Source organism: Vibrio sp. Isolate25 (assembly GCF_022398025.1).
Taxonomy (GTDB): domain Bacteria; phylum Pseudomonadota; class Gammaproteobacteria; order Enterobacterales; family Vibrionaceae; genus Vibrio; species Vibrio coralliilyticus_A.
Genome location: NZ_JAKEUT010000007.1, coordinates 76,725 through 92,652 on the forward strand (window position 1 = coordinate 76,725; position 15,928 = coordinate 92,652).

Consider the following 15,928-nt stretch of genomic DNA (forward strand, 5'->3'; position numbering starts at 1 on the left):
TGCTCTAATGAAGATTAGCGCGTTTTGATAACTAACTGGTTTGTCTGCTTCACTTCTTCCATCACAACATACGTACGTGTGTCGTTAACACCAGGAAGACGTAAAAGCGTATCGCCAAGGAGCTTGCGATATGCACTCATGTCCGACACTCGCGTTTTCAACAGGTAGTCAAAGTCACCGGATACAAGGTGACACTCCTGAATATCGTCGAGCTTCTGCACCGCTGCATTAAATTGTTCAAACACATCTGGTGCACCACGGTTTAGCGTGATTTCGACGAAAACCAAAAGTGATGCATCAAGGAACTGCGGGTTTAACAAAGCTGTATAGCCCGTAATGTACCCTTGACGCTCCAGACGACGAACACGCTCTAAACATGGCGTTGGCGAAAGGCCAACTCGTTTAGACAGTTCAACGTTTGAAATACGACCGTCTTTCTGCAGTTCGTTTAGAATGTTGCGATCGATACGGTCTAGATCCTTAGACGGCTTCTTATTGTTGTCTGCCATTTTTTATTCCACCTTATTACTTCCTTGCAAAAAAATATACTACAACTTTTTAATATTCAGTATCAAATTTTATTGTAACCCAACTATACTAGTTGTTAATTCGATAGAATTACCCTACATGCAGTTAATGCAACTAATATAGTTTATACAACCAAAATAAAATGAGGATTCAGGATGATTATTGGCGTACCTAAGGAAATCAAAAACCACGAGTACCGTGTTGGTATGATCCCAGCGAGCGTTCGCGAGCTAGTCTCTCAAGGTCACCAAGTTTTTGTAGAAACCAAAGCCGGTTCTGGCATCGGTTTTTCAGACGATGATTACATCGCTGTAGGCGCATCCATTCTTCCTACCGCTGCTGACGTTTTCGCGAAAGCAGAAATGATTGTAAAGGTTAAAGAACCTCAAGCTGTTGAGCGAGCTATGCTTCGTGAAGGGCAAATATTATTTACTTATTTGCACCTAGCACCAGATTTTCCACAAACTGAAGAGCTAATCAAGAGCAAAGCTGTCTGTATAGCCTATGAGACTGTAACAGATAATATGGGTCGCTTGCCACTACTTGCTCCAATGTCTGAGGTAGCAGGTCGCATGTCTATTCAAGCAGGCGCACAAACTTTAGAGAAATCTCACGGTGGGCGCGGCCTTCTTCTAGGTGGTGTTCCAGGTGTTGAGCCAGCGAAAGTAGTGGTTGTAGGTGGCGGTGTCGTTGGTGCTAACGCCGCTCGTATGGCTGTTGGCCTACGTGCAGACGTAACAATCTTAGACCGCAACGTAGACACCCTACGTCGTCTTGACGAAGAGTTCCAAGGTCGCGCAAAAGTGGTTTACTCTACAGAAGATGCTATTGAGAAGCATGTTCTAGAAGCAGACCTAGTCATCGGCGCTGTTCTAATTCCAGGCGCTGCGGCTCCTAAACTAGTGACTAAAGAACACATCGCTAAGATGAAGCCAGGCGCAGCAGTTGTTGACGTTGCAATCGACCAAGGCGGTTGTTTCGAAACTTCACACGCAACAACACACGCAGACCCGACTTACATTGTTGATGACGTAGTTCACTACTGTGTAGCGAACATGCCAGGTGCCGTTGCTCGCACTTCAACTTTCGCTCTAAACAACGCAACTCTGCCTTACATTGTTAAGCTAGCGAACAAAGGCTACCGTGAAGCACTTCTTGAAGACAAAGGCTTCCTAGAAGGTCTAAACGTTATTCACGGTAAAGTAACGTGTAAAGAAGTAGCAGAAAGCTTCGATCTAGAATACGTTGAACCAGCTAACGCTATCGCTATGTTCAACTAATATGGGATAGCAATAACTAAAAAAACGCTCACCTCGGTGAGCGTTTTTTTGTTTGAAATAAGAAATTAAGCTAGGCCGTGTATCACTTAAGTCACGTAGTGGTACTGCTTTGATTTAGAACCAACGCTCCAAAGCATTTTTATCTAGCTGTCGAAAGGCGCGATTTAAGATGTGAGCGAGCTCTTTATAACGAGGTCGGCTTTTCATTGGTTCAAGCGCAAAACCACTCTCTACTATCTTCTGATGAATTTCCCGATACCAACCTGCCAGCGCAGGAGGAAGCTGAGTATTTGCACGACTACCAAGCCACCACATCCCCTGAACCGGTAAACTAAGAGCAAACAATGCCATAATGACAGCCTGTGGCATTGCCGAGTAATTATTGAAGGCCATTTGAGTGAGAACACTGATCGCTGCGATTGCGGGCATCACTTTCACCCCAAACTTGGTGGCTTTGATGATGCGCTGTTCTGGAAACAGTAAATTGAGTTCCTTACGCATAGGCCAAGTATCCATGTACTTCTGCCCGTCACGTAGGTTATTAACTAAACCGGCTTTATTACTCATAGGACTCTCTCACTTCAGTATTGGGCCCAAACTAAAATTCAGTTGAAAGATTCAACTTTCAGCGTAAAAAATTGATGAAAGTTAATATTCTTTCAAATTTTTTTGTTATTATTGGCTATTATCGTTATCCTTTGCAGGCCCACAATCTCATTGTTGCCGTTATTTACAATTTAAGCAACTCTCGGGACCTTTCTGCAGCGGATGCAAGAGCAGTGTTCGGGAATCACTGCTGTCTTTTATACGGAATTCGACGTTTTTTTGACCAAGATTAGTACGCAGCCTTTCTCGCTTCGTCTATTCTTGTGATTAATTTTTATCCTAACTGATTATTACAGGTAGTCACTCATGTCAAAGCTAGTTTTAGTTTTAAACTGCGGTAGTTCTTCTCTTAAATTCGCGATTGTCGATGCAGAAAACGGCAACGAGCACCTAACAGGTCTGGCTGAATGTCTTCACCTTCCTGAAGCACGTATCAAATGGAAACTGGACGGTAAGCACGAAGCACAATTAGGTGAAGGCGCAGCACACGATGAAGCGCTTTCTTTCATCGTTGAAACTATTCTTGCTTCTAAGCCAGAACTTGCCGAGCAACTTAAAGCAGTGGGCCACCGTGTTGTACACGGCGGTGAGAAATTCACTCAATCTGCTCTTATCACAGATGACGTCCTTAAAGGTATCGAAGACTGTGCAACACTAGCACCTCTGCATAACCCAGCGGCTATCATCGGTATCAAAGCCGCTCAAAAAGCATTCCCTAGCCTGCCAATGTCAGCGGTATTCGATACGGCTTTCCACCAGTCTATGCCAGAAGAAGCGTACCTATACGCACTTCCATACAACCTGTACAAAGAGCACGGTATCCGTCGCTACGGTATGCACGGTACTTCTCACCTATTCATCGCTCGCGAAGCAGCTGAGCGTCTAGGTAAGCCTGCAGATGAACTAAACATCATCAACTGTCACCTAGGTAACGGTGCATCTGTTTGTGCAATCAAAAACGGTAAATCAGTTGATACTTCAATGGGTCTAACTCCGCTTGAAGGCCTAGTAATGGGCACTCGTTGTGGTGACATCGACCCTGCGATCATCTTCCACCTGCACGACGCACTTGGTTACTCTGTAGAGCAAATCAACACTATGCTAACTAAAGAGTCTGGCCTGCAAGGTCTGACCGAAGTGACTTCTGATTGTCGTTTCGTTGAAGACAACTACGGTGAGAAAGAAGAAGCAACTCGCGCGATGGACGTATTCTGCCACCGCCTAGCGAAATACGTTGCTGGCTACACTGCAACACTAGAAGGTCGTTTAGATGCGATCGTATTCACTGGTGGTATCGGTGAAAACTCTGGCCCAATTCGCGAGATGGTTCTAAATCGCCTAGGCGTATTCGGTATTGAAGTAGATGGTGAAGCTAACCTGAAAGCACGTTTCGGTGGCGAAGGTACTATCACTACAGCCGACAGCCGCATCCCAGCGATGGTTATCTCAACTAACGAAGAGCTCGTTATCGCTGAAGACACTGCGCGTCTAGCAGGTCTTTAATTGACTTCACCGGCTGACTGTAAAGTCAGCCGGTTTTCTTACTAAGGGGCGTAACTTCGTATTCCACTCTAGGAATACGAAGTTGGGCTTTATCTAAAATAGCTAAAGGTACTCTACGAATGTCTCGTACTATTATGCTTATCCCTGCCAGCGCTGGTGTTGGTCTTACTAGCGTAAGCATGGGTGTTCTTCGCGCTATGGAGCGCAAAGGCGTTAAAGTTTCTTTCTACAAGCCGATTTGTCAACCACGCTCTGGTGGTGATCAACCGGATCTCACTTCCACTATCGTTGGCCATAACAGCGATGTGAAGATCGGTGAGCCAATGGCGATGTCTGTTGCTGAGAGCCTTATCGGTAACGACAACATGGATGAGCTGCTAGAAACGGTTGTAGAACGTTATCACCAGATCAACAAAGACGCAGACGTTACGCTGATCGAAGGTCTAGTTCCAACTCGCAAGCACCCATTTGCTAACCAAGTGAATGCAGAAATTGCTGCAACACTTGGGGCAGAAATCGTTCTTGTCGCAACACCTGGTACAGATAACCCAGCACAGCTGAAAGAGCGTATCGAAGTCGCTTGTTCTAACTTCGGCGGTACTAAGAATAAAAATATCTCCGGTGTTATCATCAACAAGCTTAATGCGCCTGTTGATGAAGCAGGCCGTACTCGCCCTGACCTATCTGAAATTTTTGACGATGCAGATAGCGCGAAGCAGAACGAAATGAAAGTAATGGAGATCTTTAACACATCTCCAATTCGTGTTCTTGGCTGTGTGCCGTGGAGCATCGACTTGATTGCAACTCGTGCAATCGACATGGCGAAGCACCTGAATGCGGAAATCATCAATGAAGGCGACATCAATACTCGCCGTATCAAGAGCATCACTTTCTGTGCACGTTCTTTGCCAAACATGATCGAGCACTTTAGACCGGGCTCACTACTTGTCACTTCCGCAGATCGTCCAGACGTTATTGTAGCTGCAGCGCTATCAGCAATGAACGGTGTTGAAATCGGTGCAGTTCTTCTCACTGGCGGTTATGACATTCCAAAAGAGATCGTTGGCCTATGTCAGCCAGCGTTCGATTCAGGCTTGCCTATCTTTAAGGCCCAAGGAAACACATGGCAGACATCTCTAAACCTACAGAGCTTCTCTATTGAGGTTCCTGCAGACGATAAAGAGCGTATCGAGTTTATTAACGAACACGTTGCGGGCCACATCGATGGCAACTGGATTGAGTCTATGACGGAGGGCACTCAAAAGTCTCGCCGTCTGAGCCCACCAGCATTCCGCTACCAGCTTACTGAATTTGCACGCCGTGCAGGTAAGCGTATTGTTCTTCCCGAAGGTGATGAACCACGTACAGTTAAAGCGGCAGCCATCTGTGCTGAACGTGGCATTGCAGAGTGTGTACTTCTTGGCAACCCAGAAGAAATCAAGCGCGTTGCTGCGCAGCAAGGCGTTGAACTCGGTACTGGCGTTACCATTATCAACTCTGATGAAGTACGTGAGAACTACGTAGCACGTCTGGTTGAGCTACGTGGTCACAAAGGTATGACGGAAGTTGTTGCCCGTGAGAAGCTACAAGACTCCGTATTCCTTGGTACCATGATGCTTGAGAACGACGAAGTAGACGGTCTTGTTTCTGGTGCAGTTCACACCACAGCAAACACGATTGTTCCTCCGTTCCAAATCATTAAGACAGCACCAGATGCGTCTATCGTGTCTTCTGTATTCTTTATGCTACTACCTGATCAGGTATTGGTTTACGGTGACTGTGCGATCAACCCAGATCCAACAGCAGAACAACTAGCTGAAATCGCTATCCAATCTGCGGACTCTGCGGCGGCATTCGGTATCGACCCACGCGTGGCAATGATCTCATACTCGACTGGCGAATCAGGTAAAGGTGCAGACGTAGATAAAGTACGTGAAGCGACTAAAATTGCTCAAGAGAAGCGTCCTGACTTAGTTATCGACGGTCCTCTACAGTATGACGCGGCTATCATGGAAAACGTTGCTGCTTCTAAAGCACCTAACTCTCCAGTAGCCGGTAAGGCAACGGTATTCGTATTCCCAGACCTAAACACGGGTAACACGACATACAAAGCGGTACAGCGCTCAGCCGACCTTGTCTCTATCGGTCCAATGCTGCAAGGCATGCGTAAGCCTGTAAACGATTTGTCTCGTGGCGCACTCGTTGACGATATTGTTTACACCATCGCACTCACAGCGATTCAGGCCGATCAAGCCGCACAAGCAGAAGAAAAAGTGGTTAACTGATAATCCCTTTGAACGAATCAAGCCCTCTAATTTTTAGAGGGCTTTTTTATATTCATTATTTCTCTTAAACACACTCTGCTTACTTATACCTCAATCCGACTCTAGAGGCTTTCACGCCCATGAGCAGATTCTAGATCAAGTTCAGGACCTTTCGGGACTACCTGTGTTGGGTTAATGCCTGTGTGGCTAAAGTAATAATGGCGCTTAATATGATAGAAATCTGTCGTATCGGCGATGCCTTCAACTTGATACAGCTCTTTCATATAACCATGCAGATTTGAGTAGTCCGAAATGCGCTGTTTGTTACATTTAAAATGGCCAACATATACGGCATCAAACCGAATCAGTGTCGTAAACAATCGCCAATCGGCTTCCGTTATCTGGCTACCCGCAAGATATCGGTGCGTTGCAAGATGAGCATCAATACGGTCAAGCGCATCAAATAAGCTATCGTAAGCTTCTTCATATGCATCTTGAGTCGTCGCAAAACCACAGCGATATACGCCATTATTCACATTAGGATAAATATAGTTATTCCACTCATCGATTAAAGCGCTCAAATCACTTGGATAATAGTCATCATAATTACCAGTAAGCTCGTTAAACTCAGAGTTAAACATGCGAATGATTTCTGAGGATTCATTACTCACGATAGTATTATGTTTCTTATCCCACAGCACAGGCACCGTCACTCTGCCTGTGTAGTTTGGTTTTGCTTGTGTGTAAATTTGGTGCATGCGCGTATGACCGAATAAAGGTTCAGGCAAACCCATCTGCCACCCCTCTCCCATCATATCTGGACATACCACAGTCACATCAATATGTGCTTCTAGCTGTTTCAACTTTCTGAATATCAGGGTGCGATGAGCCCATGGACAAGCTAGAGAAACATACAAATGATAGCGGCCAGATTCAGGCTGAAACTTCGCATTAGCTTTGTTTTCTACCCAATCTCGGAAACCCGCATCTTCGCGAATAAACTTACCTCCGCTGGTTTTCGTATCGTACCAAACATCATGCCATTTACCTTCAACTAACTTACCCATATCTCACTCTCAACTGGTTCATATTTATGAGCTAAGTATAGAAAAAGCCAACGTACTCTAAAGCAGAATAAGTTGGCTTTGTTGTTCGAATTATTTGAAGTAAAAAAAGCGCGACCCCCGAAGGATGCCGCGCTTAAGCCCGTCACAGGCTGAATCGATTAGACACTAACATGTAGGCAAGATACGGCATGTACATCATTACCCTGAATCGACGGTTTGGTGTTAGCGCACGCTTCCGTTGCTTGCGGGCAACGAGTACGGAATACACACCCCGAGGGAGGACTGATTGGTGATGGAAGATCGCCCTCTAACATCTCAATATGTTTGTTGCGCTCAAGCTTTGGATCAGGAATTGGTACTGCAGACATCAGCGCGCGAGTGTACGGGTGCTTTGGATCGGCAAACAGTGCTTCTGCTTCACCAAGCTCAACCGCATTACCTAGGTACATCACTAACACTCGGTCCGAAATATGTTTAACTACCGATAAATCATGCGCGATAAATACCAATGACAATCCAAGTTCTTTCTGTAACTCTTTAAGTAAGTTTACAACCTGAGCTTGAATAGATACATCAAGTGCCGATACCGGTTCATCGCAAATAATCATCTTAGGTCTCAAGATAAGCGCTCGAGCGATACCAATACGCTGACACTGCCCCCCAGAGAATTCATGCGGATAACGGTTGATCACGTTTGGCAGGAGGCCTACTTTCGCCATCATCTCTTTAACGCGATCTTTTACTTCCTGCTTTGATAGCTCAGGGTAAAAAGTTTCAAGAGGTTCAGCAATAATGTCGCCCACTGTCATACGCGGATTTAGCGATGCCAAAGGATCTTGGAAAATCATTTGAATTTCTTTGCGCGTTTCACGGCGCTGGATTTCTTGCATCTTCGTCAGGTCTTGACCAAGCCACATCACGTCACCGTCAGTCGCTTCAACAAGACCAATGATTGCTCGAGCAAATGTCGACTTACCGCAGCCTGACTCACCGACGACACCTAGTGTCTCACCTTCGTAAAGGCGTACGTTAACACCGTCGACGGCTTTCAGATTCGAAGGCTTAGACCATGGCCATGCCGACTTAGACGCGATGCTAAAGTGGACTTTAAGATCTTTAACATCTAGGATTAGGTTCTTATCTATATTCATTTGCTCCAAGCCTCCCATTCTGAAAAACATGCGCGCTGACGGCCATCACCAAATGGCGTTAAGATTGGCGCTTCTTTCTTACAACGATCCATTACACGGTGGCAACGCTCTTGGTAAGGGCAGCCTTGTGGTAAACGAAGTAAGTTAGGCGGGTTACCCGGAATTGTAGGTAGAATTTCACCTTCTGTATCCAGACGAGGAATCGCTTTTAGCAGACCTTCAGCATAAGGGTGGCTAGGATTATAGAAAATTTCATCGACAGTACCGTACTCCATTGTACGGCCCGCATACATAACCAATACTTTGTCACAAGAACCCGCAACAACACCCAGATCATGAGTGATCATGATGATAGCGGTATTGAACTCATGCTTGAGTTCATTAACTAGCTCCATAATCTGCGCTTGAACCGTCACATCCAGTGCCGTTGTTGGTTCGTCGGCAATCAGCAGTTTAGGACGACACAATAGCGCCATCGCGATCATCACACGCTGACGCATACCGCCTGAAAACTCATGCGGGTACATAGTGATACGCTTACGTGCTTCCGGAATCTTCACGGCTTCAAGCATGCGTACTGATTCTTCGAATGCTTCAGCTTTGCCCATACCTTTATGAAGCATCAGTACTTCCATCAACTGATCGCTGACTTTCATGTATGGGTTCAAAGACGTCATCGGGTCTTGGAAGATCATCGCGATCTGTTCGGCACGTACTTTGTTGAGTGCTTTTTCTGGAAGGTTAAGAATCTCTTTACCTTCAAATTTCGCGCTACCTGAGATAATGCCGTTTTTAGCAAGTAAACCCATAATAGCGAATACAGTCTGTGATTTACCTGAACCAGACTCCCCTACAATACCTAGAGTCTCGCCTTGATTCAGAGAAAAATTTAAATCGTTTACTGCGGTGACGATACCATCTTGAGTGGTAAATTCGACACGCAGATCTTTGACATCTAATAAGCTCATCATTGCTTCCTTAATCTTTTATAGCTTTTGTTTTTATTTGCTATTCAGTTTTATCTGTCCTTAGGATCCAGCGCATCGCGCAGACCGTCACCAACGTAGTTGAAGCAGAACAGAGTCACAACCATGAATGCTGCAGGGAATGCAAGCTGCCAGATTGCTACTTCCATTGTCTGAGCACCTTCTTGAAGAAGGGCGCCCCAACTTGTCATTGGCTCCTGAACACCAAGACCAAGGAATGATAGGAATGATTCAGTCAAAATCATGCTCGGGATTAGAAGCGTTGAGTAAACCGCTACAATACCAAGTACATTTGGCACAATGTGACGAGTGATAATTTTCCACTTGCTCACACCACAAACGTGCGCTGCTTCGATGAACTCTTTACTGCGTAAGCTAAGTGTCTGACCACGTACAATACGTGCCATATCTAGCCACGCAATCGCACCAATCGCGACGAAGATCAGAATGATGTTACGACCGAAGAAGGTCACTAGTACGATAACTAGGAACATAAACGGTACTGCGTATAATATTTCAAGAATACGCATCATGACACGGTCTACTTTGCCGCCAATAAAGCCTGAAGCTGCACCGTAAAGTGTACCGATCAACACCGCTACAAACGCCCCCATTACACCGACCATCAGTGAAATCCGGCCACCCACCAAGGTACGAACATAAAGGTCACGACCTAAACTGTCTGTACCAAACCAGTGCTCTGCATTTGGTCCAACATGCATAGCGTACCAGTCAGTATCATCATAAGTGTATGGCGCAATAGTCGGTAAAACGATAACCGCTAGCGTCATTAAGAATAGGATGAACAAACTCACCATCGCTGCCTTATTACGCATAAAGCGGATGCGAGCGTCTTGCCATAAGCTGCGACCTTCGATCTCTAAATTTTCTGAGAACTTTTCAATCGCTTCTAGGTTTTCTTTTTTCGTTAACATAACCAAACGTCCCTGTTAGTAGCGAATTTTCGGGTCAATCATTGCAAGTAGGATGTCTACAATCGCATTAAATAGAATGAATAAGAAACCAATCAGAATGGTTACCCCCATTACTAGCGAGTAGTCACGGTTAAATGCAGCGTTAACAAATAGCTTACCTATACCAGGTAGACCAAAGATGGTTTCGATAACAACTGAACCTGTGATGATACCTACAAATGCAGGGCCCATGTATGAAACAACAGGAAGAAGCGCTGGCTTAAGTGCATGCTTGATGATGATGTAACGGTAACTTAGACCTTTCGCGCGAGCGGTACGGATAAAGTTACTGTTTAAGGTTTCAATCATTGAACCACGAGTGATACGTGCAAACGTAGCAACATAAAGCAGTGACATACCAATAACCGGTAGCACTAAATACTTCAAGCTTCCATCTTGCCAACCACCAGCGGGAAATAGGTTCCAATGTAGCGAGAAGAGATAGATAAGTGCAGGAGCCAATACAAATGAAGGCATTACTACACCTAACATGGCAGTGGACATTATGGTGTAGTCAACCCAAGTATTCTGCTTCAAAGCTGCAATCGTACCTATACTTACACCCATGATTACTGTAAATATAAATGCGATGAAACCAACTTTCGCTGATACAGGCAATGCCACTGAAATCAATTCATTTACTGAATAGTCTAAGTATTTGAATGAAGGGCCAAAATCACCTCGGATAACGTTAGTTAAGTACGTGGTGTATTGCTCAAATACTGGCTTGTCTAGCCCATATTTAGCTTCGATATTCGCCATAACTTCTGGCGGTAATGGACGTTCGCTAGAGAATGGGTTACCAGGAGCGAAACGCATAAGAAAGAAAGATACAGTGATCAAAACCAGCATGGTTGGGATCGCCTCAAATATCCTTTTCGCGATGAATTTAAGCATAAACTCACTCTTTCAGTCTGTGACGGTTAAAAGTTAATGAAGGAATCAATCAAATTTCTACGAATTTAGATTGAATAAAGGCACTGCATGTCATCAATAACATGCAGGCCAATATTTTATCGTTCTATCAAGTAAGGGTTACTTGATGATGTATAGATCTTTAGAATAGATTTTCTCTTCAGGGTTGTTTGCTGGGAAGCCTCCAACCTTTGGAGAAAGCAGACGTGGTTTCACGTACTGGTAGATAGGTGCGATAGGCATGTCTTTAGCTAAAAGTTTCTCTGCATCTAGGTAAAGAGCTTCACGCTCAGATTCTGAAGTCGACTTCAGCGCTTTATCGATGATTTCATCGTAGGCTTTGCTGTCGTAATGAACACCACCAGTGGTGTTATTACTCTTCATTAGCGTTAGGAATGACGTCGCTTCGTTATAGTCACCACACCATCCAGCTCGCGCTACCTCGAAATCACCAGAATCTTTAGTAGATAAGTAAGTTTTCCACTCTTGGTTTTCAAGAGTAACATCAAGCCCTAATGTTTTCTTCCACATAGAACCTAGCGCTACAGCAATTTTCTTGTGGTTTTCCGATGTGTTGTACAGAAGGTTGAATTTCAGCGGATTATCTTTTCCATAGCCCGCTTCTTCAAGAAGGCGAGCAGCTTCTGCGTTACGCTCTTTCTGAGACATTTGACCATAGGCAGGCATTTCTGGATTAAAGCCAGCAGTGATCTCTGGTGTTAAGAAATAAGCAGGCTTCTGGCCTTGAGCAAGAATCGCATCTGTCACAATGCTGCGATCAATCGCATAAGAAATCGCTTTACGAACACGGACATCATCAAACGGTTTTTTCTTAGTATTGAAGAGGTAGTAATATGTACACAAGTTGCCTGTTACTGATACTTCTTCTGGATGCTCTTTTTTAAGACGTTTAAAGTGCTCGATAGGTAGCTCGTAAGAGATATCGATTTCACCAGCTAGGAAGCGGTTCATTTCCGCTACTTGGTTTTCGATTGGTAGGAATGTCACTTTATTAAGAACTGTTTTCTCATTGTCCCAATAGTTTTCGTTGCGTTTAAGTACCAAACGCTCATTGACAACCCACTTATCTACAACAAATGCACCGTTACCAACAAAGTGCTCTGGCTTAGTCCACTGATCACCATACTTCTCAACCGTTGCTTGGTGAACAGGTTTAACCGTTGTATGGCCCATCATCATTACAAAGTAAGGCACTGCAGTTTCTAGTTCAACAACCAGAGTATGATCATCCACTGCTTTGACGCCAAGTTCGCTCTTGTCTTTCTTACCAGCAACGATATCTTTTGCATTTACCATCTTGGTGTATTCCATGTACCAAGAGTATGGTGAAGCTGTTGCAGGATCAACCGCACGCTGGAAACTGTATACGAAGTCACCAGCCGTTACCGGGTCACCGTTAGACCATTTCGCATCTTTACGTAGGTGGAAAGTAAATGTTTTGTTGTCCGTAGTTTCCCAAGACTCTGCAACACCCGGAACAGTATTACCATCTGCGTCTTGATTCACTAAGCCTTCTAACAAATCACGAATAACGTGAGATTCAGGTACACCTTGAGATTTATGAGGATCGATCGTCGCCACCTCAGTACCGTTACCACGAACTAGTTCTTGTTTTTCAGCTAACTGAGTTCCTGCAGGAACATCTGCAGCGAGTGTTGCGGTAGAAGTAGCGGCGACAGCCAGACCTGCACCTAGAAGAAGGGCTTGAGTGATTTTGTTCTTATACATGAGTAAAACTCCAAGTTTTTCATTTGCATCCATGACGTCTTCATAAGGCCACTAGAACGGACAGTGATTTAGATCTGTTTAGTGCAAAAATTAAGCACAAAAATCTAAAGCCCTATAAAGATTGCAGCACACATTATCAATCATCGGTGTAATTTGCCATAAAAATGTAGCGAAAAATCGTTTAATTCTCCGACCAGTGCAACATTTTGGTAAAAAACACTACTGAAAAAAGGATTCCCAGTTTATTAGAATAAGAAATTATTCAGACTTAGATTGAAATGCCAATTAATCTAATAAGACACCTGTTTTTAGCATCTTATTCTAAATATTCTGCAAAAGTTTTAACAAAAGTTATGTAAGCAAGCTAACATTTAACTACTTTCGTCTTACCAAAATAGCATTCTGTGAAGTTAATCACTCTGTTGCACAAGATATATGCTCCGCTCCACACTTAGACACTCTTCTCGACCCATACATTTTTTTAACATCTCAATAACAATGGTTAAGTTTATAAAAAATAAGTATTTTTAGGTTTTTATTAGCTTTTTTTAAGCTTAATCATTTGTGAGAGAGCCGTATGAGCATTCATATACCGCTACCCCCACAACTGTATAGGCACCTCTATTATGAGAAAGCTCAATATACTAGCTATCTCACTATCTGCCGCATTTATGCTCGCTGGCTGCGATGGTGAAGAAAGCACGACAGAAAACATTGCGGTAGAAGTTCCATTTTCCTCTAACAACATCCCAATGCCGAACGATGGCTATGGTTACGATGAGGATGGTACTATCTCCCTACCCAATGAACCTTCCTCTATTCAAAATTACTCAACGCGCGAAGAGTACGAGGCCTACTACCAAAGTTTTGAAACCAGCTTTGCTGCAGTTGACGGTTGGGGACTCTGTGTGGAACCTATCGAGATCCCACTGGATAGCGTAAATTCGGGTCAAGTACCTGCTATAGACCCATCGTCGCTAGTAGGTAACGTACTGCTACTGGATAGTTCAGGAAATGAAATTGACGGTACCAAGCTGACAAGTGATGGTCGCCAGTTAACTATCCAGTGTAGTGCCGCCCTGCAACCTGGTACTTCCTACTACCTTGCTGTCACAAATGGCGTAAAAACCACTCAAGGCACGCCATTACAGCCTTCAAGCGGATTCACTCAACTACTTAATACATCTCCAAATGAATTAGATGAGCACGAACAATGGCTACAAAGCACCACTCAAGAGGCTGTCGATGTTTACCACACAACAGGTAACCCACACAGCCTCGTTTATGCCGCTAAGTTTACGACCCAAAATAGTTACACCATTATTGACACCATAGTGGAACAAACTCGTACAAGTGTCCCAGCTCCAAGGGTTGATATGAGTTTGAGTACCGAAGATCACAAGATCGACAGAAAAAAGGGATGGGTGATAGTCTCCACTAAACTCACCACTAATAATTATTTACCCTTCACACAAGAAATTGCAGATAGTGAAGGCTGTACTTTAGACCGCTTCGACCCTATTGCAAGCTGCCCTTCTATGTATCGCTGGATGACCGGTGAGAATGGGGAAGCACTAACCAAGAAAGGGGTTGAAGAAAACGGTACGAAAATCCAAGTTTACAACGACTCTTCAACTTTAATTGACGTCGACTTTTACTTACCGAAGAATGACGATACCAGTACCCCAGACAAAGCTGCGTCATTTATTGAAGATCTCACTAACCCTGTAGTTATCTTTAATCATGGTATTACCGCGGATAGAACATCGGCAGAGTTGATGGCGAAGAAGTACACGGATAACGGGTATATCGTTGCTGCTATCGATATGCCTTACCATGGCAGTCGAATTGTAAATGACTCAAACGGTCTCCCGATTAGCGCCGCAATAGACAAGTCTTACTTTATTAATATTTCTTCACCGTTAGCGTTAAGAGCGAACTTACATCAAGCCGTCAGTGACTTTATTGGGCTGAGATGGGCCCTAAATTTTGGTCACCCAGACCAAGACCGAGAAGTACATCTCGTCGGCCACTCATTGGGCGGTATTATGTCAGTGATGACGACTGAAGCCACCTTTAGTCCAGATGGGACAACTGCCCCTTCAGAGGTCATCGAAGGCCTAGGATTAAAAACGTCCACTTTCGCCGTACCTGGTCAAGGTTTAGTTAACGTCACTTTATCTTCATTAACACTAGGGCCAGAGATGGAACAATCCGTCAAGAAGTCCCCGGATGTTCAACGTGGCATTGCAGAAACCTTGCTGCCTAATTTATGTCAGCCTGAAAACAGCAACCAAGAATGTATTGAAGCGCTTGAAGCAAACTCTGATGCACTAGCAGATAGTATCACTATGTTAGAAGACGAGATTTATGCTGCCGTCATTCCAATCCTCCGACAGGGTGTTCAACAGACCATTGACAGTTCGGATCCCGCGGGTAAGGTCACTCGCCAACGCATCGCTAAACAACCAACATTGCTGATTGAAGCAAAAGGCACCTGTCGAGGTACTTGTGAGATAGGGGACTACATGCCTGATACTGTGGTACCTAATTCAGCAGACAATAATACGATGACCGGCACAGAACCTTTGATTCGTGCTCTTGGATTGGAGCCTATTTTGGAGACGGCAAACGATCCAAATGGACTTAGAGGAGTAATCAGAGCAACTGTTGGTGGGCACGGTACATACCTCTTCCCTTATGAGGGGCCAATGGATGAAACTGGACTGCCTTCAATCTCTGAACTGGGTGCAGTGGAAGCCTCTCGTCAAACCCAACAAGATGCGGTTTTGGAAATGATCCAGACAAAAGGTGAAGATATCACTCTAGACGCAACTGATAATGAGAACATTATTGATACTAATGACTTTGATGATATAGCCCACAGTGAAGAGGTAAATTAATC

General features: G+C 44.4%; 12 protein-coding genes. 4 read left to right on the forward strand and 8 right to left on the reverse strand.

Annotation, left to right across the window (positions count from 1 at the left end):
• Positions 1-14: 14 nt before the first annotated feature.
• On the reverse strand, positions 15-509 hold the full coding sequence (gene lrp / locus L1D15_RS14665; protein WP_006959094.1) for a leucine-responsive transcriptional regulator Lrp: 495 nt from the start codon (positions 507-509) through the stop codon (positions 15-17).
• A gap of 174 nt (positions 510-683) precedes the next feature.
• Between lrp and ald the strand changes: the two genes are divergently transcribed.
• Positions 684-1,808, forward strand: coding sequence for an alanine dehydrogenase (ald, locus tag L1D15_RS14670; RefSeq protein WP_239837283.1), 1,125 nt, complete (start codon positions 684-686; stop codon positions 1,806-1,808).
• Positions 1,809-1,922: 114 nt separating this feature from the next.
• Here ald and yfbV read toward each other — a convergent pair whose 3' ends face one another.
• Positions 1,923-2,375, reverse strand: a complete 453-nt coding sequence (yfbV, locus tag L1D15_RS14675) for a terminus macrodomain insulation protein YfbV (RefSeq protein ID WP_239837284.1) — start codon at positions 2,373-2,375, stop codon at positions 1,923-1,925.
• A gap of 345 nt (positions 2,376-2,720) precedes the next feature.
• Here yfbV and L1D15_RS14680 point away from each other — a divergent pair, with 345 nt between their 5' ends.
• Both L1D15_RS14680 and pta read left to right on the forward strand, forming a co-directional pair.
• Positions 2,721-3,917, forward strand: coding sequence for an acetate kinase (locus L1D15_RS14680; RefSeq protein WP_239865857.1), 1,197 nt, complete (start codon positions 2,721-2,723; stop codon positions 3,915-3,917).
• 119 nt (positions 3,918-4,036) lie between these two features.
• Positions 4,037-6,202: a phosphate acetyltransferase gene (gene pta, locus L1D15_RS14685; RefSeq protein ID WP_239876254.1), complete on the forward strand. Its 2,166-nt coding sequence runs from the start codon at positions 4,037-4,039 to the stop codon at positions 6,200-6,202.
• A 101-nt stretch (positions 6,203-6,303) separates the two neighbouring features.
• Here the strand turns inward: pta and L1D15_RS14690 are convergent, their stop codons facing one another.
• From L1D15_RS14690 to L1D15_RS14715, 6 genes are all read right to left on the reverse strand, one after another.
• Positions 6,304-7,248 (reverse strand): glutathione S-transferase family protein, encoded by a 945-nt coding sequence (locus tag L1D15_RS14690; RefSeq protein ID WP_239876255.1) that lies wholly within the window; start codon positions 7,246-7,248, stop codon positions 6,304-6,306.
• Positions 7,249-7,406: 158 nt separating this feature from the next.
• Positions 7,407-8,399, reverse strand: a complete 993-nt coding sequence (gene oppF, locus L1D15_RS14695; RefSeq protein WP_239876256.1) for a murein tripeptide/oligopeptide ABC transporter ATP binding protein OppF — start codon at positions 8,397-8,399, stop codon at positions 7,407-7,409.
• Positions 8,396-9,367 (reverse strand): ABC transporter ATP-binding protein, encoded by a 972-nt coding sequence (locus tag L1D15_RS14700; protein ID WP_239876323.1) that lies wholly within the window; start codon positions 9,365-9,367, stop codon positions 8,396-8,398. The genes oppF and L1D15_RS14700 overlap by 4 nt, the downstream gene beginning before the upstream one ends.
• Positions 9,368-9,417: 50 nt before the next feature.
• Positions 9,418-10,320 (reverse strand): oligopeptide ABC transporter permease OppC, encoded by a 903-nt coding sequence (oppC, locus tag L1D15_RS14705; RefSeq protein WP_239865852.1) that lies wholly within the window; start codon positions 10,318-10,320, stop codon positions 9,418-9,420.
• 15 nt (positions 10,321-10,335) lie between these two features.
• Positions 10,336-11,256, reverse strand: a complete 921-nt coding sequence (gene oppB, locus L1D15_RS14710; protein ID WP_239876257.1) for an oligopeptide ABC transporter permease OppB — start codon at positions 11,254-11,256, stop codon at positions 10,336-10,338.
• 138 nt (positions 11,257-11,394) lie between these two features.
• On the reverse strand, positions 11,395-13,023 hold the full coding sequence (locus tag L1D15_RS14715) for an ABC transporter substrate-binding protein (RefSeq protein ID WP_239865848.1): 1,629 nt from the start codon (positions 13,021-13,023) through the stop codon (positions 11,395-11,397).
• Between the two features lie 626 nt (positions 13,024-13,649).
• Here L1D15_RS14715 and L1D15_RS14720 point away from each other — a divergent pair.
• Entirely contained in the window at positions 13,650-15,926 is a 2,277-nt protein-coding gene (locus L1D15_RS14720; RefSeq protein WP_239876258.1) for an Ig-like domain-containing protein, read from the forward strand.
• Positions 15,927-15,928: the final 2 nt, after the last annotated feature.

Excerpts from the sequence above, each read along its gene's own strand:
- lrp (WP_006959094.1), bottom strand. The coding sequence starts at position 509 with ATGGCAGACAACAATAAGAAGCCGTCTAAGGATCTAGACCGTATCGAT.
- ald (WP_239837283.1), top strand. The coding sequence starts at position 684 with ATGATTATTGGCGTACCTAAGGAAATCAAAAACCACGAGTACCGTGTT.
- yfbV (WP_239837284.1), bottom strand. The coding sequence starts at position 2,375 with ATGAGTAATAAAGCCGGTTTAGTTAATAACCTACGTGACGGGCAGAAG.
- L1D15_RS14680 (WP_239865857.1), top strand. The coding sequence starts at position 2,721 with ATGTCAAAGCTAGTTTTAGTTTTAAACTGCGGTAGTTCTTCTCTTAAA.
- pta (WP_239876254.1), top strand. The coding sequence starts at position 4,037 with ATGTCTCGTACTATTATGCTTATCCCTGCCAGCGCTGGTGTTGGTCTT.
- L1D15_RS14690 (WP_239876255.1), bottom strand. The coding sequence starts at position 7,248 with ATGGGTAAGTTAGTTGAAGGTAAATGGCATGATGTTTGGTACGATACG.
- oppF (WP_239876256.1), bottom strand. The coding sequence starts at position 8,399 with ATGAATATAGATAAGAACCTAATCCTAGATGTTAAAGATCTTAAAGTC.
- L1D15_RS14700 (WP_239876323.1), bottom strand. The coding sequence starts at position 9,367 with ATGAGCTTATTAGATGTCAAAGATCTGCGTGTCGAATTTACCACTCAA.
- oppC (WP_239865852.1), bottom strand. The coding sequence starts at position 10,320 with ATGTTAACGAAAAAAGAAAACCTAGAAGCGATTGAAAAGTTCTCAGAA.
- oppB (WP_239876257.1), bottom strand. The coding sequence starts at position 11,256 with ATGCTTAAATTCATCGCGAAAAGGATATTTGAGGCGATCCCAACCATG.
- L1D15_RS14715 (WP_239865848.1), bottom strand. The coding sequence starts at position 13,023 with ATGTATAAGAACAAAATCACTCAAGCCCTTCTTCTAGGTGCAGGTCTG.
- L1D15_RS14720 (WP_239876258.1), top strand. The coding sequence starts at position 13,650 with ATGAGAAAGCTCAATATACTAGCTATCTCACTATCTGCCGCATTTATG.